Annotated in this window: 18 protein-coding genes; 15 read left to right on the top strand and 3 right to left on the bottom strand. The window is 73.2% G+C overall.

Annotation, left to right across the window (positions count from 1 at the left end):
- The first annotated feature begins 199 nt into the window (after window positions 1-199).
- Window positions 200-3,037 (top strand): FAD-binding and (Fe-S)-binding domain-containing protein, encoded by a 2,838-nt coding sequence (locus tag ACIQGQ_RS03885; RefSeq protein WP_402390220.1) that lies wholly within the window; start codon window positions 200-202, stop codon window positions 3,035-3,037.
- Window positions 3,038-3,553: 516 nt separating this feature from the next.
- Complete coding sequence (locus tag ACIQGQ_RS03880; RefSeq protein WP_402390218.1) at window positions 3,554-4,351, top strand: MarR family transcriptional regulator; 798 nt, start codon at window positions 3,554-3,556, stop codon at window positions 4,349-4,351.
- A gap of 29 nt (window positions 4,352-4,380) precedes the next feature.
- Here the strand turns inward: ACIQGQ_RS03880 and ACIQGQ_RS03875 are convergent, their stop codons facing one another.
- Together ACIQGQ_RS03875 and ACIQGQ_RS03870 are read right to left on the bottom strand one after the other, a co-directional pair.
- Window positions 4,381-4,809, bottom strand: coding sequence for a RidA family protein (locus ACIQGQ_RS03875; RefSeq protein ID WP_402390215.1), 429 nt, complete (start codon window positions 4,807-4,809; stop codon window positions 4,381-4,383).
- An 87-nt stretch (window positions 4,810-4,896) separates the two neighbouring features.
- Window positions 4,897-5,802 carry a LysR family transcriptional regulator gene (locus ACIQGQ_RS03870; RefSeq protein WP_402390212.1) on the bottom strand — a complete coding sequence of 302 codons (906 nt, stop codon included), beginning with the start codon at window positions 5,800-5,802 and terminating at the stop codon, window positions 4,897-4,899.
- A 171-nt stretch (window positions 5,803-5,973) separates the two neighbouring features.
- Between ACIQGQ_RS03870 and ACIQGQ_RS03865 the strand changes: the two genes are divergently transcribed.
- The 10 genes from ACIQGQ_RS03865 to ACIQGQ_RS03820 all read left to right on the top strand — a co-directional run bounded on the left by ACIQGQ_RS03865 (window position 5,974) and on the right by ACIQGQ_RS03820 (window position 16,899).
- A complete protein-coding gene (locus ACIQGQ_RS03865; protein ID WP_402390210.1) occupies window positions 5,974-6,936 on the top strand; it encodes an EamA family transporter in 963 nt (320 codons plus the stop codon).
- 119 nt (window positions 6,937-7,055) lie between these two features.
- On the top strand, window positions 7,056-7,487 hold the full coding sequence (locus tag ACIQGQ_RS03860; RefSeq protein ID WP_402390207.1) for a DUF3592 domain-containing protein: 432 nt from the start codon (window positions 7,056-7,058) through the stop codon (window positions 7,485-7,487).
- Window positions 7,488-7,851: 364 nt separating this feature from the next.
- Entirely contained in the window at window positions 7,852-8,073 is a 222-nt protein-coding gene (locus tag ACIQGQ_RS03855; protein WP_352275857.1) for a mersacidin/lichenicidin family type 2 lantibiotic, read from the top strand.
- 32 nt (window positions 8,074-8,105) lie between these two features.
- On the top strand, window positions 8,106-8,342 hold the full coding sequence (locus ACIQGQ_RS03850) for a mersacidin/lichenicidin family type 2 lantibiotic (RefSeq protein WP_010071700.1): 237 nt from the start codon (window positions 8,106-8,108) through the stop codon (window positions 8,340-8,342).
- Window positions 8,343-8,430: 88 nt separating this feature from the next.
- Entirely contained in the window at window positions 8,431-11,745 is a 3,315-nt protein-coding gene (locus tag ACIQGQ_RS03845; RefSeq protein WP_402390203.1) for a type 2 lanthipeptide synthetase LanM family protein, read from the top strand.
- Window positions 11,739-12,248 (top strand): hypothetical protein, encoded by a 510-nt coding sequence (locus ACIQGQ_RS03840; protein WP_402390201.1) that lies wholly within the window; start codon window positions 11,739-11,741, stop codon window positions 12,246-12,248. The genes ACIQGQ_RS03845 and ACIQGQ_RS03840 overlap by 7 nt, the downstream gene beginning before the upstream one ends.
- Complete coding sequence (locus ACIQGQ_RS03835) at window positions 12,245-14,392, top strand: peptidase domain-containing ABC transporter (protein ID WP_402390199.1); 2,148 nt, start codon at window positions 12,245-12,247, stop codon at window positions 14,390-14,392. Before ACIQGQ_RS03840 ends, ACIQGQ_RS03835 begins: the two co-directional genes overlap by 4 nt.
- Window positions 14,393-14,444: 52 nt before the next feature.
- Window positions 14,445-14,957 (top strand): multidrug transporter, encoded by a 513-nt coding sequence (locus ACIQGQ_RS03830; RefSeq protein ID WP_402390197.1) that lies wholly within the window; start codon window positions 14,445-14,447, stop codon window positions 14,955-14,957.
- 110 nt (window positions 14,958-15,067) lie between these two features.
- Entirely contained in the window at window positions 15,068-16,021 is a 954-nt protein-coding gene (locus tag ACIQGQ_RS03825; protein WP_402390194.1) for an ABC transporter ATP-binding protein, read from the top strand.
- Window positions 16,018-16,899: an ABC transporter permease subunit gene (locus ACIQGQ_RS03820; protein WP_402390191.1), complete on the top strand. Its 882-nt coding sequence runs from the start codon at window positions 16,018-16,020 to the stop codon at window positions 16,897-16,899. The genes ACIQGQ_RS03825 and ACIQGQ_RS03820 overlap by 4 nt, the downstream gene beginning before the upstream one ends.
- A gap of 48 nt (window positions 16,900-16,947) precedes the next feature.
- On the opposite strand, the gene ACIQGQ_RS03815 is transcribed toward ACIQGQ_RS03820, so the two are convergent.
- Window positions 16,948-17,895 carry a BTAD domain-containing putative transcriptional regulator gene (locus ACIQGQ_RS03815; RefSeq protein ID WP_402390188.1) on the bottom strand — a complete coding sequence of 316 codons (948 nt, stop codon included), beginning with the start codon at window positions 17,893-17,895 and terminating at the stop codon, window positions 16,948-16,950.
- 468 nt (window positions 17,896-18,363) lie between these two features.
- On the opposite strand from ACIQGQ_RS03815, the gene ACIQGQ_RS03810 reads away from it, so the two are divergent.
- From ACIQGQ_RS03810 to ACIQGQ_RS03800, 3 genes are read left to right on the top strand one after another with little or no spacing between them, the layout of a single operon-like run.
- Window positions 18,364-19,161, top strand: coding sequence for a TIGR03084 family metal-binding protein (locus ACIQGQ_RS03810; protein ID WP_402390186.1), 798 nt, complete (start codon window positions 18,364-18,366; stop codon window positions 19,159-19,161).
- Window positions 19,158-20,921, top strand: a complete 1,764-nt coding sequence (locus ACIQGQ_RS03805) for an acyclic terpene utilization AtuA family protein (RefSeq protein WP_402390183.1) — start codon at window positions 19,158-19,160, stop codon at window positions 20,919-20,921. Before ACIQGQ_RS03810 ends, ACIQGQ_RS03805 begins: the two co-directional genes overlap by 4 nt.
- A complete protein-coding gene (locus tag ACIQGQ_RS03800; RefSeq protein ID WP_402390181.1) occupies window positions 20,918-22,516 on the top strand; it encodes an acyl-CoA carboxylase subunit beta in 1,599 nt (532 codons plus the stop codon). The genes ACIQGQ_RS03805 and ACIQGQ_RS03800 overlap by 4 nt, the downstream gene beginning before the upstream one ends.
- The last annotated feature ends 1 nt before the right edge of the window (window position 22,517 follow it).

Here is a 22,517-nt window from a genome sequence, read left to right as displayed (position 1 = left end):
AAGCGACAACTGGAGCTGACAATTCCAAGCTAAGTCCTGGTCACTATATGAGAATTGACGCTCTCTTTGGGAAGCCCTTGTGGCGCTCTCTGTTGTGTATGTGACCACGCATCCGACCTATTCCGACGTATTGACGTACCCGGGGGAAACAGGAAGCGTCGTGGGGTCCAGTGACCCGATCAACGGCATCCTGGGTCCCATGGCCGCAGTACAGAATCCGACGGAACCCGACGAACTCGCACAGGCCCTGCGTATCGCGATCCGCGGCGAGGTCGAATTCGGCCCCACCGCACGGGCGTTGAACACGATGGACGCATCCAACCACCGCAGGGTGCCGCTCGGCGTCGTCCGACCGTGTGACGCCGACGACGTGGCCGCCGCGCTCGCCGTCTGCCGCGCGCACGGCGTGCCGGTCGTACCGCGCGGCGGCGGCACCTCCATCGCGGGCCAGGCCACCGGTACCGGCGTCGTGGTCGACCTCACCCGCCACCTGGACCGGCTGGTCGCCCTGGACCCGGTGGCCCGTACCGCCGTCGTCCAGCCCGGCCTGGTCCTCGACGGGCTGCGCGCCGCCGCCGCCCCGTACGGCCTCACCTTCGGCCCGGACCCGTCCACCCACAGCCGCTGCACGCTCGGCGGCATGATCGGCAACAACTCCTGCGGCGCCCACTCGGTCGCCTGGGGCACCACCGCCGACCAGGTGCGCGAGCTGACGGTGGCCCGCTACGGCGGCGACGTCCTGCGCCTGGCCCCGGGCATGGTCCCCGCCCCGCTGGACGCCCTCACCGCCCTCGTCCGCGAGAACCTCGCCCTGCTGCGCACCGGCTATCCGGACCTCCCGCGCCGGATCTCCGGGTACGCCCTCGACGCCCTGCTGCCCGAGCGCGGCACCGACCCGGTCCGCGCGTTCTGCGGCAGCGAGGGCACGCTCGGCGTGGTGACGGAGGCGACCGTACGGCTGGTCGAGGCCCCGGCCGCCCGTGCGCTGGCCGTGCTCGGCTACCCGGACGAGTCCGCCGCCGCCGAGGCCGCCCCCGGCCTGCTGCCGCACCACCCGCTCACCGTCGAGGGCATGGCCGCCGACCTCGTACGCGGACCCGCCGGGCTGCCGTGCGGCGCGGCCTGGCTCTTCGTCGAGACGGGCGGCACCACCCCCGCCGAGGCGCGGGCCCACGCCGAACGCGTCGTCCGCGCCGCCGACGCCCTGGACGCCGCCGTCGTCACCGACCCGGCCGGACAGCGGGCCCTGTGGCGCATCCGGGAGCACGCGGCGGGCACCGCGACCCGGACGCCCGACGGCACCGAGGCCTGGCCCGGCTGGGAGGACTGCGCCGTGCCGCCCGCCCGCCTCGGCCCCTACCTGCGCGACTTCCGCGCCCTCCTTGCCGCCCACGGCCTGCGCGGCACCCCGTACGGCCACTTCGGCGAGGGCTGCGTCCATGTCCGGATCGACTTCGACCTGCTGGACCCGGCGGGCGTCGCCCGCTACCGCCGCTTCTCCGAGGAACTGGCGGACCTGGTCGTCGCGCACGGCGGTTCACTCAGCGGCGAGCACGGCGACGGCCTGGCCCGCGCCGAACTGCTGCCCCGCATGTACGGGGACGAACTGGTCGCCCTCTTCGCCCGCTTCAAGGACGTCTGGGACCCGGACGGCGGCATGAACCCGGGTGTCCTCGCCCGCCCCGACCGCCTCGACGAGCACCTCCGCTTCGCCGTGCTGCCGAAACACCCGGTGGACGTCGCGTTCGGCTACCCGCACGACGGCGGCGACTTCTCGGCCGCGGTCCGCCGCTGCGTGGGCGTCGCCGCCTGCCGTACGGCGGTGCCGACGGCGGGTCCGGGCGTGATGTGCCCGTCGTTCCGGGTGACCGGCGAGGAGGCCCACTCCACCCGGGGCAGGGCCCGGCTGCTCCACGAGATGCTCGCCGGGGAGGTGATCACCGGTGGCTGGCGGTCGACGGAGGTACGCGACGCGCTCGACCTCTGCCTGTCCTGCAAGGGCTGCCGCCACGACTGCCCGGTCGGCGTCGACATGGCCACGTACAAGGCGGAGTTCCTCCACCACCACTACCGGGGACGGCTCCGCCCCGCCGCGCACTACGCGATGGGCGGGCTGCCCCGGTGGCTGCGCCTGGCCGCCCCCTTCGCACCGGTCCTGAACGCCCTGGCCCGCGTACGCCCCCTGGCCGCCCTCGCCAAACGGCTGGCCGGGATCGCCCCCGAACGCACGATCCCCGTCCTCCCCCGCCACCCCTTCACCCACGGGCCCGCCCGGCGCGGCGGCGGGCGGCCGGAGACCGTCTCCGACGAACGGACCGCCACCCTTTGGCCCGACACCTTCACCACCCACCTCTCGCCCGAGGTGGGCCGGGCGGCGGTCGAGGTCCTGGAGGCGGCGGGCCGTACCGTGCTGCTCCCCGGCGGCGGCCGGGGCCTGTGCTGCGGCCTCACCTACGTGTCCACGGGCCGGCTCGACCGGGCCCGCGCGGTGATGCGCCGCACCCTGGACCGGATGGGCCCGACCCTGGGCGAGCCGCTCGTCGTTCTCGAACCGAGCTGCGCCGCCACCCTCCGCACCGACCTGCCCGAACTCCTCCCCGACGACCCCCGGGCCGCCGAACTCGCCGCCTCCGTCCGGACGCTGGCCCAGTACCTGGAGGAGTACGCCCCCGACTGGCGGCCGCCCCGCCTGGACCGCCCGGTCGCCGGTCAGACCCACTGCCACCAGCACGCGGTCCTCGGCGACGCGGCCGAACGCCGCCTGCGCGAACGGGCGGGCCTGACCGGCGAGCTGAGCGGCGGATGCTGCGGCCTGGCCGGGAACTTCGGCTTCGAACGCGGCCACTGGGACGTGTCGGTGGCCTGCGCGGAGGAGACCCTGCTCCCCTCCGTACGGGCGGCCGAACCGGGCACGGCCCTCCTCGCGGACGGCTTCTCGTGCCGTACCCAGCTCGCCCAGCTCGGCGGCGTACGCGCCCGCCACCTCGCCGAACTCCTCGCGGACGCCCTGCGCCAGGAGAGCCCCCGATCTCCCTGAGCCCGCCTCGAATCCCGAGTCCCGAGCTTCGGGCGCCGGGCTTCGGGTGCCGAGCTTCGGGAGGGGCCGGTTCACTCTTTCGTGGGCGCGGAGACGGGTGCGGGCCCGGGGCTTGAGCTTCGGGATCCGGGGGCCGGGATTCGGGGTTCGGGATTCGAGCGGTGTGTTCCAAGCGGTTGGTTTCCTGGGTGGGTTGGGGAAACCTCCCCGCCCTCCCGTACCCGTCACGGCCAGCAAGTATGACTAATCGTGATCGAGTTGCGGCGCAGAGTCGCGCCCGCTTACGGTGCGAACGAATCGACCCCGACGCGGTGTTAGAGCACCGGCCGGGGTCTGACCGCAAGATCTCCCAAACCAAAACAGAAAGACGATCCCTTGGCTGTAGCCGAGTTTATCCCCGACCGTTGTGCGTCCGCAGCTCCGCGCGTTCTCCCGCCGAGGGCAAATCCTGGTTACGGGAAGCGTTCCGTACCGGCGGAACGCCCGCCCCACGAGGCCGATTTCGCGTCGCTGCCGGTGCGTGAGCGGCACATCGCGGGCTATGTGGAGGCGTTGGCGGAGGGTGCGGCGATGGACATCAAGTCCCTTGCGAAGTCGCTGCCGTTGTACGGGCAGATGGCGGTGGGCAGCGCGTTACGGGCCCTGAGCGTGGCCGGTCACCTGCGCCGGGGGCGTTGCGTGAGCATCGAGAACGGGCAGATCCGCTGGGTCACGCGCACGTTCTGGTCGCGGGTCGCCCACGACAACGAGTGGTGGACCACCTTCCTCGCCGACCAGAACCACCGCGCCACCCAGTCCGACCCCCAGGCCGCCGCCCCTGCCCCTGCTTCTGCTTCCGTGCCCGTGCCCGCCGCGCAGGTCCCGCAGCAGCGCGTCGCGGAGCCGGAGGTACCGGTTCAGCCGCAGCCGCAGCCGCAGCCGCAGCCGCAGAACGGCGCTCCCTCGCCCGCGTTCGCGGCGCTGGCGCGGCTCGGTCGTACGGACTCCCGGCTGGCTCTCTCGGCGGCGGACTGTGCGGCGTTGGAGGGGCTGGCGGCCGGGTGGTTCGCGCGGGGTGTGGACGCCGATTATCTGACCCGGGTCCTGACCGCCGGGCTTCCCGACGCGGTCGGCTCCCCCTTCGGGCTGGTGCGCCGCCGCCTCCGGGACAAGCTTCCGCCCCACCTGCCCGTGACGCCCGTCCCGCCCGCACCGGCGGAAGCCCCGGTGCGTCGTGTGATGCCGGAGTGCACCGAGTGCGGCGTACCGGGAAGGCCCGAGGCCTTCCGCGACGGACTCTGCCGCCCCTGCCGCGAGCCCGACCCCACCCCCTGAGAAAGAAAATGTGACGGTCGCGGTGCGGCTCAGGCGTGTGGGGCGGGCGCGTCGGGGAGGGACGCGGTGAGGTCCAGCTCGACCAGTTGCCCGGCAAAGCCCAGCTGGGCGACGCCCAGCAGGGTGCTCGCGGTGGTGAACGCCGGTCCCAGGGCCGATCCGGTCAGGCGCTGCCAGACGGCCCCCAGGGGCGCGTCACCGTCACTGACGACGTAGATCACCGAACGGACGACGTGTTCCGGCCGGGCGCCCACCGCTTCCAGGGCGGCGACGGAGTTGGCCACCACCTGGTCGATCTGGGCATCGAGATCGCTCGGCCCCACGACCTCCCCCGAGAGGTCGAGCGGGCACTGGCCCGCCAGGTAAGCGGTCCGGCCGGCTTCCGCCACGGTGATGTGGTGGTAGCCCGGGGTCGTGTGGAGGTGAGTGGGGTTGATGCGCGTGATCCTGGAATCCATGTGCCGAGTCTGGTGACCCGGCCCGCCGGGCGCACCGGGTTTTCGGCGGGCCGGATCCAGGTCCGGTCCGGCGGCCCGTGACGTTGCTCAGCCGGTGGCGCCCCGGTCGTGCGCCACCACCTCGTGGGCCAGGGCGAGCAGGATGGGCAGGGCGGGGTGGCCGGGGGCGTCGCGGCGGGCGAGGAGTACGGGCACGGGCGGGGCGTCGGCCAGGGGGCGGTAGGCGACGCCGGGGTGCGGGTGCATGGACGCGGTGGAGGCGCCGGAGACCCCGACCCCGCGCCCGGCCGCGATGGCGGCGAGCCAGTCGTCGGTGTTGGCGACCGTCAGCGTCGCGGCGGGCCGCCCGCCCGGGGGCCACAGCTCGACCGTGGTGGTGCCGGACACGGTGTTGAGGACGACCGTCTCGCCCCTCAGATCGTCGAGCCGGAGCATGGCGCGGGCGGCGAGCGGACCGTCCGTGGCGACCGCCGCCACCCGGTCCTCCTCGAACAGCACCTCGGTGACCAGACCGGGCGCCTCGACCGGCCCCCGCAGCAGCGCCGCGTCGACCTCGCCACGGGTCAGCCCGGCGGTGCGGTCGTCGATCCGCAGCAGCTCCAGCGGGGTCTGCGGATACCGCTCCTGCCAGCGGCGCAGCAGCGGAGTGGTGTACGGGCCGAACGCCGACCAGGCGTGCCCGAGCCGCAGCGGCCACCGGCGCAGCCCGCCGGGGTCCAGCGCCTCGTCGAAGGCGGCGACCGCGGCGGCGGCCCTGTCGCGGAAGACGACGCCCTCCGGGGTGAGGGCGAGATGGTGGGTGGACCGGTCGACGAGCCGGGTGCCGAGGTGCCGCTCCAGCGCGGCCAGGGTGCGCGAGACCGCAGGCTGGGTGAGGTGCAGGCGGGTGGCGGCACGGGTGACATTGCCCTCGTCGGCCACGGCGAGGAAGGCACGCAGATGCCGTACCTCGATGCCGCGGCCGGTGCTCTCCCCGGAATGTCCGATGCTCATGCGCGCGGAGCATAACCGGAGCGCTTTCGACATTTCACATGGCACGCGGAGGTACTTACCGTAAGAGGACGTACCGAACGAACGGCGGCCCGGCCGGGGTACGGGAAGGTGCAGTACCTTCGACCGGGCGGTCCACCAGAGTGGACTTCGGGCAGAGGAGGGACACCGCAGGTGAACGACCAGCGCAGCGCGGCAGGAGCCGCGGCCGTCGCCGTACCCGAGGCGGTCGCCGCCCCGGGCGGTGCTTCGGGCGGTCCCACGGGCCCCCGAGGGCGGGGCGCGGCGCTCGCCCCGATCGCGCTGGTGGTCGCAAGCGGACTCTCCGTGCAGTTCGGCTCCGCCGTCGCGGTGCTGCTGATGCCGAGGGCCGGGGCGCTCGGGGTCGTCACGCTGCGGCTGGTCGTGGCCGCCGTGGTGATGCTGATCGTCTGCCGGCCGAAGGTGCGCGGCTACTCGCGTGCCGACTGGGGCACCGTCGTCGCCTTCGGCCTGGCCATGGGCGGTATGAACACGCTCTTCTACCAGGCCGCCGACCGTATCCCGCTGGGTGCGGCGGTCACCCTGGAGGTGCTGGGGCCGCTGGTCCTCTCCGTGGTGGCCTCCCGTCGCCTGGTCAACGTGGTGTGGGCGGGGCTCGCGCTGGGCGGCGTCGTGCTGCTGGGCGGTGGCGGGCTCGACCGCCTCGACCCGGTCGGCGCTGCCTGCGCGCTCGGCGCGGGTGCCCTGTGGGCGACGTACATCGTCTTCAGCGCCCGTACCGGCCGCCGCTTCCCGCAGGCGGACGGGCTGGCCCTGGCCCTGGCCGTCGCCGCCCTCCTCGTCCTGCCCCTGGGCCTCATCGAGTCGGGGCCGAAGCTGGTGGTCCCGGCCACGCTGGGGCTCGGTTCGCTGGTGGCGCTGCTGAGCTCGGTACTCCCGTACACCCTGGAGTTCATGGCGCTGCGCCGACTGCCCGCGCCCACCTTCGCGATCCTGATGAGCCTGGAGCCGGCGATCGCGGCCCTGGCCGGATTCCTGGTCCTCGACCAGGCCCTGTCGACCACCGACGCACTGGCGATCGCCCTCGTCATCGGGGCGAGCATGGGCGCGGTGCGCAGCCAGGCGCGGCGCGTGAAGGCCCGCGAACGCACCTGACGGACCATCCGGGGCGGCCCCGGTGCGCCGGTGCCGCAGGTGCGGAGGGCCCTTGCCGGGCGCGATCCGCGCACGGGATAATGCCGGTCCGTCCCGCCCGATCCCGCCGGGGGAGCCCCATGGCCGTCGCCATCGCCGCCGTCTACTTCGTCCTTTCCGTCGGCGCGACCATGATGTTCCGGAAGCACGCGGACCGCCTCATCGACGGCCCCCGGCTCCGGGCCATCTGGGCCGAGGGCCTTACCGCCGAGGCCCGCTGCACCGGCATACGCGTCGAGGAGGGGCAGGACGCGGAGGGCGGCTTCGTCGTCCACCGCCACCCCACCCTGGAGTTCCGCACCGACGACGGGCGCACCGTCAGTTTCGAGGAGCGGCAGGGGCGGCTCTCCCCGGCCGTGGGCGACGTCGTGACCGTCCACTACAGCGCCGCCGACCCGGAAGGCGCGACCACCCGGGGCCCGTCGTTCGTGATGCTCCACCTCAGGGGCCTGGTCCTGGGTGTGTGCGGCTTCTTCGCCCTGACGGCGGCCGTCGTCGCCGTGGTCGCCTGAGCCGCCGGACCCTCTCCGTCCAGCGCTTCCGGCCGGCCCCCTTCTGCCCGGGCCGTCAGTCCCCTCCGCCGCCGGTGCCTCCCCACCGTGCACCCGTATGTGTTCCCGCACCGGTCGTCACCACGACCGGTGCGAAGGCATGCCCCGGGGCAGCCGCCGCCATGGACCCCATGACGGCGGCGTTCCCGTACGGGCCGTGAGGGCGGACGGCCCTGCCGGAGCAACTCGCTCCGGCGTATGCGCCGTGTATGCGCCCCGGGCCGCCCGCGCGGTATTCCGGCTGCATGACGGCCGCTGAGGATGGCACCCGGAACCAGCCCCCAGGGGCCGGTTCCCATCCTCAGCGAAAGGAGGTGACAGACAAATGAACCTTGTTCGCGCATGGAAGGACCCCGAGTACCGGGCCACCCTCAGCGAGGCCCCCGCCAACCCGGCCGGCCTCGTCGAGCTGGCCGACGATCAGCTCGACGGCGTCGCGGGCGGGACCACGTGGGTGTGCGCCACGGTCACTCTGACCGTCACGGTGTGCTCCCCGACCGGGACCCTCTGCGGCAGCTGCAGCATGGGCACGCGCGGCTGTTGCTGAGCCTGCCCGATTCCTACAGGGAGTGATGATTCGTGGACATAGTCCGGTCCTGGAAGGACGCCGACTACCGGTTGTCCCTCGGGAGTGAGGCCCCCGCCCATCCGTCGGGCGAAGGCCTCACCGCAATCACCGACGAAGAGCTGACCGAGATCAACGGAGCTGGCTCCGGCGTTCTCGGCACTCTCGGGTGCTGCTCGTGCCTGCCGTGGTACTCGGGCTGGACCGTATGCGGTCTGGCCTGCAACCCCGGTAAGCCCTGCAAGAACTAGCAGCGTACCGAAGAAATGACGTGACCGGCAGGGGCGGGCGACCGTACGCCCCCGCCGGTCATGTTTATGCCCCAGGAGGAAGAGCGGAATGCCTGACGTCGCAAGCGAGCACCCCATCGGCGGGTCGGCGGGGGTCCACCTCCCCTGGCACCGGGCCGCCACCCTGAGTGAAAGGCTCGGCGGTACCCCGTCGCGGATCGACCCGGTGCGGGGCGAGAAGCGCCTGGCCATGTGGAGGGAGCTGGCGCCCCTGACCGGTGAACGCGCCACCCTGGACGAACGGCTCGCACCGCTGGGCGTCACCGCCGACGAACTGACCGCCCTGCTCGGGGAGAGCGACGATTCCCTCGTCGCCCGCCTGACGGACGAACCCGACTGGCACCGGATCTTCCGGCGGTGGTGGGCCGAAGGCATGGCCACCACGGACGCCACCCGCCGCCTCGACCCGGACATGGGCCTCCTGGAAGTGATACGCCCGCTCGTGGAAGGCGCCGTCCACGAGCTCGACGCACTCGTCGAGGAACGGGTACGGGGCAGCGAGGACCCCGTCCTCGCCGACCTCGGGCACGTTCTCGACGTCGTCCGCGCGACCGCCCCCGCCGCCGACCTCCTCGGCCATGTGCAGCGGACCCTCGTCCTCGAACTCAACATCGCCCGGGTCGAGGACCGCCTCGGCGGCGAGACCCCCGAGGAACGCTTCTCCTCCTACGTCGGACTCCTCCGGTCGGAGGCCAACGCGCTCGCCCTCTGGGACGAATACCCGGTCCTGGCACGGCTGATCGTGGGCCAGCTCCGCTTCTGGATCGACACCCGGGTCGAGCTGATCGACGCACTCGTGGCCGATCTCCCCGTGCTGCGCGGGAGCCTGCTCGCCGCCCAGGAGCCCCGGCGGCTGGTACGCCTGGAGTTCGGCGCCGGCGACAAGCACCGGCGGGGCCGCTCCGTCGCCATGGTCGAGTTCGACACCGCCACCCTGGTCTTCAAACCCCGTCCGCTGGCCATGGACACCGCCTTCGACGGACTCCTGGACTGGGTCAACCAGCAGGAGGCCCCGCACGATCTGGCCAGGATCGGCATCGTGGACCGGGGCGGCCACGGATGGGTCGAACAGGTCGACACCACCGCGACCACCGACGCCGAGGGGGGCGACCGGTACGCCTGGCGGCTCGGCGCCCTGACCTCGCTCCTCTACCTCCTGCACGCCACCGACTTCCACTTCGAGAACGTGCTGGCCGCGGGCGAGTACCCGGTCCTCGTCGACCTGGAGGCGCTGCTGCACAACGACAAAACCGCGGCGGTCGTCAAGATCGACGGTGAGACGGACATCGCCGCGGTCACCCTCGCCGACTCCGTCCAGTCCGTGGGCATCCTCCCCAACCACCTCCTCGTGCGCGGCGAGGACGGCACCTTCGGTCTGGACGTCAGCGGACTCGCGGGCCACGGCGGGCAGCTGACCCCCATGCCGGTGCCCACCTGGGAGGACAGCGGTACCGACCGCATGCGGCTGGTCAAGCGGCGGATGGAGATGGACGCCGAGCGCAACCACCCGATGACCGCCGACGGGGAACCGATCGACCTGGTCGGCCGGGTCGACGCGTTCGTCGAGGGCTTCACCCACGTCTACCGGCTCCTGGAAGCGGGGCAGGACGAACTGCTCGCCCCCGGGGGAGCGCTGGCCGCCTTCGGCCCCGTACGGACCCGGCTCATCGCCAGACCGACCCACATCTACGGCCGACTGCTCCTGGAGAGCACCCACCCGGACTTCATGCGCGACGGGCTCGACCACTCCCGCTCGCTCGCCCGGCTGGCCGGCGGACACATCGAGATGCCGGAGTCCCGCACCGCGATGGTCCTGGACGAGGTCGCCGAGCTCACCCTCGGGGACATCCCCATGTTCACCGTCGACGCGGAGGACGGAACCCTGCGCGGCGGGCTGGACGAGGCACCCATCGGCACCCGCTACCCGCCGCTCACCGCCGTACGCGAACGCCTCCTCGCCCTCGGCGATGCCGACCTCGCCTTCCAGGAGCGCGTCATCCGCTCGTGCGTCGCCGCCACCGCGATGGGGGAGAGCGACGCCCGCTGGCCCAACTGGCACCGGCCCCGCATGGACGGCGCCGCCGACCCCGGCGACTTCGCCGAGGAGGCGCTGCGGCTGGCGCGCCGGCTGTCCGACCTGTGCGTCCGCGACGAACACGGTCTTGGCTGGATCGGGTTGGACCTGGTCGACGAGAAGTACTGGCAGTACGCACCCGCACCCATCGGCCTCTACACCGGGACCGCCGGCATCGCGCACGCCCTCGACGCCGTCGCGGCCGTCACCGGTGACGAGCGCACCGGCGAGCTGGCCCGAGCCGCCTTCGACCAGGTCGCGAAGCGTTCGCTGCTCATCGCCGAGACGCTGGCGGGCCTCGCGAAGAAGCCCGGGGCCAACGAGTTCGGCATCGGCGCATTCGGCCCGTTCGGTGGCGCCGTCTACGCCCTCGCCCACGCGGCCGTGCGCCACGACCGGCCCGAGTACGCCGAGGCCGCGGCCGCCCTGCTGCCCGCCGTCGACGAACTCGCCGACGAGGACGGGCTCCTGGACATCGTCTCCGGATCGGCGGGCGCGATCCTGGCCCTCCTCGCCCTGGAGGCGGCCCGGCCGGGCACCGGAGCGGCCCGGATCGCGGTGCGCTGCGCCGACCGGCTGCTGGCCACCCGGCAGGAGCACGGTGACGGATGGGGCTGGGCCACCCCGATCAACCCGGAGGAACCGCTCGCGGGTTTCTCGCACGGCGCCTCCGGCATCGCGTACGCGCTCGCCCGGCTCGACCGGATCGCCCCCCGGCCGGAGTACCGGGAGGCCGTCCGGCGCGCGCTCGCGTACGAGCGGACCGTCTTCGACCCGGAGCTGCGCACCTGGCGCGACCTGCGGCCGGCCAACCTCGGCGGGCGCACGGTCATGAACGCCTGGTGCCACGGCGCCCCGGGCATCGCGATGGCCCGCACCGCCCTCCACGGGCTGGGCACCGTCCCGGACCTCGCCGAACAGGTCGAGAGCGACCGGCACACGGCGGTGCTCGCCGCCATCTCGACGGGGCTCGACCTCGACCCGGTGTCCGGTCTCGGCAACCACAGCCTCTGCCACGGGGACGTCGGCAACCTGCTCATCATCGACGGGAGCACCAGGGCCGACCAGGAACCCGAGGTGGCCGACCTGCTGCCCCGGGTGTGGAACACCCTGCTGCACGAGGGGCGGGAGAACGGCTGGCTGTGCGGCGTCCCGAAGGGCGTGGAGACCCCCGGCCTCATGACCGGACTGGCCGGCATCGCCTGGGGCCTGGCCCGCAAGGCCGCACCCGGGCGGGTCCCGGACCTGCTGACGCTCGCCGCCCCCGAACCCCGGGGGACGACGTGCTGAACGGCGCGTCCGCCCCCGGGGCCCCGGACGGCACGCTCGCCGAGGGCGTCTACCGGCCGAGCATGGTGGCCGCCTACCGCGCCAACCCGCGCGGCGCCGCCCGCACCGGGTTCCACCCCGAACGGATGCGGCCCCGGTGGCGCTGGGCCCTGGCCGCGACCCTGCTCCTCGTCCTCACGGTGGCGGCGGGCCTCGTGGTACGGGTGCCGGTCGGGCCGACCGGCACCCTGGCCGGGGTCAACGGTCGCCAGGGCGTGCTGGCCTTCCCGGGCTTCAGCCCGCCGGCCAAGGGCAGCGACGTCCTGCTGCGGGTGGACGGCCGGGACATGGAGGGCCGGGTGAAGGACTTCCGGACCGGCCAGGGCGGGACCCAGGTCACCATGGTGCTCGTCGAACTCCCCGACGGTGTCGCCGACGGGCTGGAGGAGGGCGCGTCCGTCGTCCTCGACCAGGGCACCCGCCCCCTGCTCGTGGACATCTGGAACGAAAGGGGCAACCAGTGAGTGCTGTCCGTCGCAGGGTACCCGTGCGGCTGCAGTCGACCTCGGTCGAGTGCGGTGTCGCCGCCCTCGCCATGGTGCTCGGTCACCACGGCCGCTCCACCACCGTCGCGGAGCTGCGCGACCGGATGGTGCTCTCGCGCGACGGGGCGAGCGCCGCCTCCATCGCCCGGCAGGCACGCGAACTCGGCATGAAGGTGAGGGCCTTCCGTGCGGAGCCGGACGCGCTGCGCGGGCTCGCCCTGCCGCTGATCGTGCACTGGGGGATGAACCACTTCGTCGTCGTCGAGCGCTTCACCCGCCGCGGTGTCGACATCGTCGATCCGGCGTCCGGGCGGCGGCGCATCACCTACGCGGAACTCGACGCCTCCTTCACCGGGGTCGCGCTGGAGCTGGAGCCGACCGAGGAGCTCGAACGCCGCGACGGAGCCGAGGCGGGACTGTGGTCCTTCGTCCGGCCCTTCCTGCCCCGTTCCGTGCCCGTCGTCGCCGGGGTCGTCGGGGCCTCGGCCGCGCTCACCCTCCTCGGGCTGCTCCCGGCGTTCCTGACGGCGTACGTCGTCGACCGCGTCCTGCCGGGGCGCGGCGAGGACACCCTGCTCGTCCTGGCGGCCGGTCTCGTCGCCTACACCGTGAGCCACGGGCTGATGACACTGGCGAGGGCCGAGCTGCTTCTGTGGCTGCAGACCCGGATGGACTGGTCGATGATGGGGACGTTCCTCAGACATCTGATGTCCTTGCCGTACAAGTTCTTCCAGCTCCGCACCGGGGGCGACCTGCTCGTCCGGGTGTCGAGCATGACGTACGTCCGGGACGCCATCTCCAGCCAGCTCCTGGCGGTCCTGCTCGACGTGGCGCTGCTCGGCGTCTACCTCGTGGTGATCGGCTTCACGTCGCTGCTGTTCGTCGCCGCGATCCTCGCCGTGGCCGCCGTGCAGCTCGCGGTCATGTTCGCCTCGGCCCGGACCGCCCAGCGGCTGACCGAGCGCGAGCTCCAGGCGCTCGGGGAGGCGCAGAGCACGCTCCTGGAGGCGGTGACCGGTGCCGAGACGGTCAAGTCCTCCGGCGCCGAACACGTCGTGGTGCAGCGCTGGTCGGGGAAGTTCGCCGAGCAGTTGGAGTCCTCCGTGCGCCGCAGCAGGCTGGACAACACGATCGACGGCGTCCTCGGCATGCTGGGCACCGCGTCCCCGCTGCTCATGCTCGTGCTCGGCGCGTACCTCGTCTTCAGCGACAACATGTCGCTCGGGACGATGCTCGCGCTCATCGCCCTGGCCGGTTCCGCGCTCGCCCCGGTGGCCCAACTCGGGCGCGGGATCAAGACGTTCCAGACCATCCGGGTCCACCTCGACCGGTTGCGCGACGTGCTCAACGAGCCCCCGGAGTCCGTGGGGCAGGGGACCGGGAAGGTGGATCTGGACGAGCCGATCACCCTGACCGACGTGGGCTTCCGCTACTCCGGGGACGGGCCGGAGGCCCTGTCGGGCATCTCGCTCACCGTCCGGCCGGGCGAGAAGATCGCCATCGTCGGCAGCAGCGGATCGGGGAAGTCCACCCTGGCCCGCCTCATCCTCGGGCTCTACGACCCGACCGACGGGGAGATCACCTACGGGTCCACCCCGCTGACCGACCTGGACCTCGGCCACCTGCGCCGCCAGTGCGGTGTCGTCACCCAGGACGCAGACATCTTCAGCGGGTCGGTGCTCACCAACATCGCGCTGGTCATGCCCGACGCCACCCTCGACGACGTCGTCGAGGCGGCCCGCCTCGCCGCGGTCCACGACGACATCACGCACATGCCGATGGGCTACGAGACGATCCTCGGCGAGGGCGGCAACGGGCTCTCCGGCGGGCAGCGGCAGCGGGTGGCCCTGGCCCGCGCCGTCGTGCACCGGCCGAGGGTCCTGCTGCTCGACGAGGCCACCAGCCACCTGGACGCGACCACCGAGGCGACCGTGCACGAGAACCTCTCGGCACTCGACTGCACCCGCATCGTCATCGCGCACCGTCTGAGTACCGTGCGCGACGCGGACCGCATCCTGGTCATCGACCGCGGCCGGATCGTCGAGGACGGCAACCACGAGGAGCTGGTCGCGCGGGGCGGCGCGTACGCGGCACTCGTCGGACAGCAACTGGTCCATGACTGACCGGTTCCCGCGCACGGGCCCACGGCCCGGCCTGGCACGCGATGCTGGGAGCGTGACCCCTGCGACACGCTCCCGCACCGCGTTGCTGAAACGACTGCGCATGCTGGCCCTCGTGGAGGCGGCGGACGCCGTGCTGATCGGCTGGGTGGTGTTCGCCGCCTTCGGCGCGCCCGCCAGTGCCGCGAACACGGTGGGCTTCGCCCTGACGGCCGGACTCCTGCTCGTCGGGTCCGGCTACTGGGCGCTGAAACACCGTCAACTGCGCACCGGGGCGGTGCTGCCACCGGTGATCGGGGTGTTCCGCCCGCTCCGGTCGCTGTGCGGACTGGCCCTGCTGGCCGGTCCGTTCGCCGTCGCGGCCCCTGCCGTCCAGGGCCGGACTCCGTCGCACTGGGTCCCCGGCCTCCTGCTGTACTGCCTGGCCCTGGCGGAGTACGTCAACTACTTCCACCGGCAGCTCATGCACGACACCCGGGCGGACTGGCGCCGGCTGCTGCGCACCCGCCGTCCGCGCCGGTCGCACCTGGCACAGGACCTGCGCGGCCACCGCGACCGGCGGCGGTGACACCCCGCCCCACCTCGCACGACCTCGACGGCCCGACGACCCCAGCGGCTCCCAAGCGCCGTGCCGGGAGGCCCGGCACGGCCGCCGCGCGTACGTGAGGAGCAGAGTTCATGACCCCGACGGATGCGGCGAACGCGCCGGCCCCGGCAGGAGGCCGGGCCATCGAGTTCCGGGCCCTGTCGAAGCGGTACCGCGACAGATGGGCGGTGCGGGACCTGTCCTTCACCGTCGCACCGGGACGCGTCACGGGCTTCCTCGGCCCGAACGGCGCGGGCAAGACGACGACGCTCCGGATGCTCCTCGGCCTGACCGCCCCGACGTCCGGCACCGCCACCGTCGACGGACGGCCGTACCGGGACCTGGAGCAGCCGCTCGCGACGGTCGGGGCGATGCTCGACGAGTCCGGTACGCACCGCAGGCGCACGGGCCGTGACCACCTGCGCGTGCAGTGCGCGGCGACGGGCCTGCCGGCCCGGCGGGCGGACGAGGTGCTCGACCGGGTCGGACTGGCCGGGGCCGGCGGGCGCCGCTACGAGGAGTACTCGCTCGGCATGCGCCAGCGCCTCAACCTCGCGCAGGCGCTGCTCGGCGACCCGCCCGTCCTCGTGCTGGACGAGCCCACCAACGGACTCGACCCGGAGGGGATCGCCTGGATGAGGGCGCTGCTGCGGACCATGGCGGCCGAGGGCCGCACCGTGCTCGTCTCCAGCCATCTGATCTCCGAGGTCGAGCAGACCGCCGACGACCTCGTGATCATCAGCCGGGGCCGGCTGGTGGCGGAGGGGGTGAGCCGGGAGATCACCGCCCGGGTGCGGGGCGAGGCCCGGGTGCGGGTCCGCGTGGCGCTCCCCGCCGAGCTGGCATCGGCCCTCGTCCGGGCCGGAGCCGCCGTGGACCGCCCGCCCGCCGAGGAGGGCCTCCTGGTCGTGAGCGGCCTCGGGGCGGGCGCGGTGGCCGCGGCGGCGGCCGTCCACGGCGGGGAACTGTACGAACTGACCGAGGACACACCCGATCTGGAGCAGGCGTTCCTCCAGCTCACCCAGGGAGAGGCGGAGATCCGGTGAGGCGGCTGATCGGCAGCGAACTGCTCAAGCTCCGCACGCTGCCCACCTGGTGGGTCACCGGCGCGGCGATGGCCGGAGCGGCGGTGCTCCTCGCACTGTGGAACAGCTGGCAGGCCCACACGTTCATGCAGCCGTTCGAGGACTACCTGTCCGGGGCGATCCTGACCCCCCGCGAGGAGATGTCCGCCGAACAGGTCGGCACGATGCGGGAATTGTGGGAGACCCAGAGCGCTCCGGGCCGTATCGCCGCGACCCTCTACACCTCCGGGCAGAGCTTCGGCCTGCTGCTGTCGGGTGTGGTGGCGGTCCTGCTGGTGACCAACGAGTACCACTACCGGACCCTGACGGCCACGTTCCTCGTGGCGCCGCGACGGGGCCGCGTCGTCGCCGCCAAACTCGTCGCGGTCGTTCTCTCCTCGGCCGGGCTGTGGCTGGTGGCGACCCTGGGAAGTGTCCTGGTGGGCGGGGTCTTCCTGACGACGCGGGGGGCCGGCCTCGGGCTCGGGCGCGGGGACGTGCTCGGCGCGGTCCTGCTGAACCTGGCCGCCTACATGGTGTGGGGTGTGTTCGGGTTCGGACTCGGGGTGCTCATCCGCAGTCAGACCGCCGCCACCGTCACCGCGGTGGTGCTCTACTTCCTGTCCTCCGTGGTCGTCGCGTTCGCCTTCCAGGTTCTCCACGATCTGGTCCTGGAGAAGGACTGGGTGCTTCAGGCGCAGGTGCTGCTGCCCGGGGTGGCGTCGCAGATCATGACCACGCCCGGCGAGCTCTTCGCCGGGGCTCCGGCCTCCTGGACGGGCGCCGTCGTGCTCGTCGGCTACGGCCTGGTGGGCGGCTTCGCGGGAACACTGCTCCTGCTCCGGCGGGACGTCGTCTGAGCCCGGTGGTTGGAGGAGAACCACCGGACCCTCATCGGGGCCTCCGCGTCAGTGGGAAGAGGGACGCGGAGGTCTTCGGCACTCGCACGGATCGGTGGAGGCCCGGGCCCGGGAGGCGACGAGTCGCACGGCCTCCTCGTGGTCCCAGTTGAGCGCCGCCGTCCGCATCGCCTCGATGCCCGGGGGCAGATCGAGCCCCAGGTCTTCCGCGAACAGCTTCTGGCAGCGGTTGACCGCCGACAGGGTGCTGACGGTGTCGCCGTGCAGGCAGTGCACCGCCGCGAGGAGCTCCCACAGGTGCTGCCGGTAGGGAGCCTCGGCGATCAGGCTCTCGATGCGGTAGGCCAGCATGGTGGTCCGGTCGGCGAGGACGGACGCGGTGAAGAGATCCTGATAGGCGTCCAGCCGGGCGTTGTTGAGCCCGGCGACATGGGCGTTGAACCACCGGGTGGGCGGGAGGTCCTGCCCGAAGGGGCCGTTCCAGAGGCTCACGGCCTGCTCCAGGGCGTCGGCCGCCGGCCCGGGCGCACCGCCCAGCAGCCGTTTCCGGCCGCATTGGACCGCTGCGGTGAACCGCGGCAGATCGAATTCCGCGGCCTCGATCTGCACCCCGTATCCGCACTGGGCGCCCCGGTAGGTGCGCATCCGGTCGCCCAGCCCCGGTTCGATCTCGTCGAGATCCCTGCGTAACGCCGTGACGTGGCTGCGGAGGTTCGCCGTCGCCGACGCGGGCGGGTCGTCCCACAGGATCTCGCTGAACTCCGCGATCCCGATGGGCCGTCCGAACCGGAGCAGGCAGGCGGTGAGGACCGCGCGCCGGACGGGCGAGGTGACCGACATGGTCCTGCCGCGGACCGAGAGCGGCCCGAGGATGCCGAAGCACGGATCCGGGCGCCCCCCAGGGGGGTCGGGCGCGGCCGCCGGGACCGCGGGCTCCGGCTCGTCGCCCGCGGTGCGGTCGTCGGGGGCGTCCGGTTCCGGGTGGCGGGTCAGCAAGTCTCCTCCCGTCCACGTCCGGCGGGGCGGGCACCGGCCGCTGAAGGGGGGACCCCGGCTGTCCGGTTCTCCCCGCCGCGCCAGGCCGAGGAAGGGCCCCTTCGCGCGGACTTCGGCGAGCTGCGACTCAAGCGCGTCATATTCTCTCCTGCTTGGTCAGGGCAGGGGGAATGCGCACAGGTGTTCCCCATTCGTTCCCCCCGTTGGAACTGCGTTCACGCTCTCAGAGGGAGCGGGATTCGGCTAGCAACATCGGATAATTGATCCAAATTTCATGGCCGATAATCTTCCAGTCTTCGGTACTCGGGCGTAACATCCGCCGCTTCCGTTCGTGGAGGTCCGACAGTCCCGCTCACTCCGTGCGCGCACGGCCGCGCCCGGACGGAAAAGCATGCAAGCGTGCTTGATTGTTTATGGCCCCGGTGCCATGCTCCTGGACACACCGCCACGCCCCGAGGGGAGCGCACCGTGTCCCAAGTCGCAGCCGTGCTCGGCGATCTGCGCGACGAGAGCGAGGAACTCGACCGGCTGGTCGGCGCCCTGGACCCCGGTCGGTGGTCCGCCGCGACCCCCGCCCCAGGCTGGGACGTCGCCCGGCAGATCGCCCACCTCACCTGGACCGACGAGGTCGCGCTGCTGGCCGCGACCGACGCCGACGCCTTCGCCGGCGAGGTGGCCCGGGCCGCGCGGGCACCCGGCACCTTCGTGGACCGGGGCGCCGAGGAGATCGCCGCGGCCCACACCCCGCAGACCCTGCTCGCGCGCTGGCGCGAGGGGCGGGAGCGGCTGGCGGCGGTGCTGCGGGACGCGCCGGAGGGCACCCGCATCCCCTGGTACGGGCCGCCGATGAGCATCGCGTCCATGGCGACCGCCCGGCTCATGGAGACCTGGGCGCACGGCCAGGACATCGCCGACGCCCTCGGAACCGTCCGCGCCCCCACCGACCGGCTACGTCACATCGCCCGGATCGGGGTACGGGCCCGCGACTACGCCTACCTGGTCCGGGGACTGACGGCGCCCGGCGAGGAGTTCCGGGTCGAGCTGGACGCCCCCGGCGGCGCCACCGTCGCCTTCGGCCCCGAGGGCGCGGCGCAGCGCGTGACCGGTCCGCTCCTCGACTTCTGCCTCCTCGTGACGCAACGGGCGCACCGCGACGACCTCGCCGTCCGGGCGGTCGGGCCCGATGCCGACCAGTGGCTCGGCATCGCCCAGGCCTTCGCCGGGCCACCCGGGCAGGGCCGCGCGCGGCGGGAGGGCGGCGCGTGACCGGCACCCCGGACGCGGCCGGGGTCCTGCGGATCGGCAACGCCTCCGGGTTCTACGGGGACCGCTTCGACGCCCTGCGCGAGATGCTCACCGGCGGCCCGCTCGACGTCCTCACCGGCGACTACCTGGCCGAGCTGACCATGCTCATCCTCGGCCGCGGCAGGCTCAAGAACCCCGACCGGGGCTACGCCACCACCTTCCTGCGCCAATTGGAGGAGGGTCTCGGGCTCGCCCATGAGCGCGGGGTGCGGATCGTCGCCAACGCGGGCGGGCTCAACCCGGCCGGACTGGCCGACGCCGTCAGGGAGCTCGCGGAGAAGGTCGGCGTCCCGGTGCGCGTCGCCCACGTCGAGGGCGACAGCCTCCCCGTACCGGAGGGCTTCCTCACCGCCAACGCCTACCTCGGCGGCGCCGGGATCGCCGCCTGCCTCACCGCGGGCGCCGACATCGTCGTCACCGGGCGGGTCACCGACGCCGCCCTGGTCACCGGGCCGGCCGCCGCCCGCTTCGGCTGGGGCCCCGAGGACCTGGACGCGCTCGCCGGGGCCGTCGTCGCCGGACACGTACTGGAGTGCGGCACCCAGGCCACCGGCGGGAACTACGCCTTCTTCCGGGGCCACGACCTGCGCCGCCCCGGCTTCCCCGTCGCTGAGATCCACGCCGACGGCTCGTCCGTCATCACCAAGCACGACGGCACCGGCGGCGTCGTCGACATCGGCACCGTCACCGCCCAACTGCTCTACGAGACCGGCGGCGCCCGCTACGCCGGACCGGACGTCACCGCCCGGCTCGACACCGTACGGCTCAGGCAGGAAGGGCCCGACCGGGTCAGGATCTCCGGGGTGCGCGGCGAGGCCCCGCCGCCCACCCTCAAGGTCGGGCTGAACCGGCTCGGCGGCTGGCGCAACGAGGTCGTCTTCGTCCTCACCGGCCTCGACATCGAGGAGAAGGCCCGGCTGGTGCGGGAGCAGTTCGCCGACGCGCTCGACCGCTCCGGCACCCGCCCCGAGGAAGTGCGCTGGGAACTGGCCCGCACCGACCGGGCCGACGCCGCCACCGAGGAGACCGCCAGCGCCCTGCTCCGGCTCGTCGTCCGCGACCCCGACCCGGAGACCGTCGGCCGGGCCGTCTCCGGCACCGCGATCGAGCTGGCGCTCGGCAGCTACCCCGGCTTCCACGTCACCGCCCCGCCCGGGAAGGGCGCCCCGTACGGGGTGTTCGAGGCCCGGTACGTACCGGCCGGTGACGTCCCCCACCTGGCCGTCCTGCCCGACGGGCGGCGCGTGGCGGTGGCGCCCCCGGCCACGACTCGGCCGCTGCGGGACGTCCGCGAACCCGCGCTCCCCGCCCCCCTCACCGACCCCGGCCCCACCCGCCCCGCCCCGCTCGGCCGGATCGCGGGCGCCCGCAGCGGCGACAAGGGCGGCGACGCCAACGTGGGCGTCTGGGCCGTCGACGAGGACGCCTGGCGGTGGCTGGCCCACGAACTGACCGTCGACCGCTTCCGGGAACTGCTCCCGGAGACCGCCCCGCTCACCGTCGTACGCCATGTCCTGCCCCACCTGCGCGCCCTGAACTTCACCGTGCACGGGCTGCTCGGCGAGGGCGTCGCCGCCCAGCACCGCTTCGACCCGCAGGCCAAGGCGGTGGGGGAGTGGCTGCGTTCCCGGCACCTGCCCGTCCCCGTGTCGCTGCTGGAAGCCGCCCGGGCGCGAGAAACACACCCGGCCGCCCACGTACCACCGGAGGCGCACGCATGACCGTCCTGCCCACCGCGCTCGACACCACGGGCCCCGAGTACGCCGCCAACCGCACGGCGATGCTCGCCCGACTCGACGAACTGGCCGCCGAACACACCAGGGCGCAGGCGGGCGGCGGCGAGAAGTACGTGGCCCGGCACCGCGCCCGGGGCAAACTCCTGGCCCGGGAACGCATCGAGCTGCTGATCGACGAGGACACCCCGTTCCTCGAACTGTCGCCGCTCGCCGCCTGGGGCAGCGACTACGCCGTGGGCGCCTCGCTCGTCACCGGGATCGGGGTGATCGAGGGCGTGGAGTGCCTGATCACCGCCAACGACCCGACCGTACGCGGCGGCGCCTCCAACCCCTGGACCCTGAAGAAGGCCCTGCGCGCCAACGAGATCGCCTTCGCCAACCGGCTGCCCTGCGTCAGCCTCGTCGAGTCCGGCGGCGCCGACCTGCCGTCCCAGAAGGAGATCTTCATCCCCGGCGGGGCCCTCTTCCGCGACCTCACCCGGCTGTCCGCGGCCGGCATCCCCACCGTCGCCGTCGTCTTCGGGAACTCCACCGCGGGCGGCGCGTACGTCCCCGGCATGTCCGACCACACCGTCATGATCAAGGACCGGTCCAAGGTCTTCCTCGGCGGACCGCCCCTGGTCAAGATGGCCACCGGCGAGGAGAGCGACGACGAATCGCTCGGCGGCGCCGAGATGCACGCCCGCACCTCCGGCCTCGCCGACCACTACGCCGTCGACGAGCAGGACGCGCTGCGCCAGGCCCGCCGCATCGTCGCCCGCCTCAACTGGCGCAAGGCCCACCCCGACCCCGGCCCCGCCGCACCGCCCGAGTACGACGAGGACGAACTCGTCGGCATCGTCCCCGGCGACCTCAAGGTGCCCTTCGACCCCCGCGAGGTCATCGCCCGCCTCGTCGACGGCTCCGACTTCGACGCGTTCAAACCGCTCTACGGGACCAGCCTGGTCACCGGCTGGGCCACCCTCCACGGCTACCCGGTCGGCATCCTCGCCAACGCGCAAGGGGTGCTGTTCAGCGAGGAGTCGCAGAAGGCCGCCCAGTTCATCCAGCTCGCCAACCAGCGCGACATCCCGCTGCTCTTCCTCCACAACACCACCGGCTACATGGTCGGCAAGGAGTACGAACAGGGCGGCATCATCAAGCACGGCGCCATGATGATCAACGCGGTGTCCAACTCGAAGGTCCCCCACCTCTCCGTGCTGATGGGCGCCTCGTACGGGGCCGGGCACTACGGCATGTGCGGCCGCGCCTACGACCCGCGGTTCCTCTTCGCCTGGCCGGGCAGCAAGTCCGCCGTCATGGGCCCGCAGCAGCTCGCCGGGGTGCTCTCCATCGTCGCCCGCGCCTCCGCCGCCGCCAAGGGACAGCCCTACGACGACGAGGCCGACGCCGCGCTGCGCGCCATGGTCGAGCAGCAGATCGAGTCCGAGTCCCTGCCGATGTTCCTCTCCGGGCGGCTGTACGACGACGGGGTCATCGACCCCCGTGACACCAGGACCGTCCTCGGGATGTGCCTGTCCGCGATCCACACCGCCCCGGTCGAAGGCGCCCGCGGCGGCTTCGGCGTCTTCCGGATGTGAG

Source organism: Streptomyces sp. NPDC092952, from assembly GCF_044754785.1.
Taxonomy (GTDB): domain Bacteria; phylum Actinomycetota; class Actinomycetes; order Streptomycetales; family Streptomycetaceae; genus Streptomyces.
This window is presented reverse-complemented; position numbering and strand designations above follow the sequence as displayed.

Bases quoted from the DNA above. Each gene is read 5' to 3' on its own strand.
- ACIQGQ_RS03885 (WP_402390220.1), top strand. From the start codon at position 200: ATGGCCGCAGTACAGAATCCGACGGAACCCGACGAACTCGCACAGGCC.
- ACIQGQ_RS03875 (WP_402390215.1), bottom strand. From the start codon at position 4,809: ATGGATTCCAGGATCACGCGCATCAACCCCACTCACCTCCACACGACC.
- ACIQGQ_RS03870 (WP_402390212.1), bottom strand. From the start codon at position 5,802: ATGAGCATCGGACATTCCGGGGAGAGCACCGGCCGCGGCATCGAGGTA.
- ACIQGQ_RS03860 (WP_402390207.1), top strand. From the start codon at position 7,056: ATGGCCGTCGCCATCGCCGCCGTCTACTTCGTCCTTTCCGTCGGCGCG.
- ACIQGQ_RS03855 (WP_352275857.1), top strand. From the start codon at position 7,852: ATGAACCTTGTTCGCGCATGGAAGGACCCCGAGTACCGGGCCACCCTC.
- ACIQGQ_RS03845 (WP_402390203.1), top strand. From the start codon at position 8,431: ATGCCTGACGTCGCAAGCGAGCACCCCATCGGCGGGTCGGCGGGGGTC.
- ACIQGQ_RS03825 (WP_402390194.1), top strand. From the start codon at position 15,068: ATGACCCCGACGGATGCGGCGAACGCGCCGGCCCCGGCAGGAGGCCGG.
- ACIQGQ_RS03800 (WP_402390181.1), top strand. From the start codon at position 20,918: ATGACCGTCCTGCCCACCGCGCTCGACACCACGGGCCCCGAGTACGCC.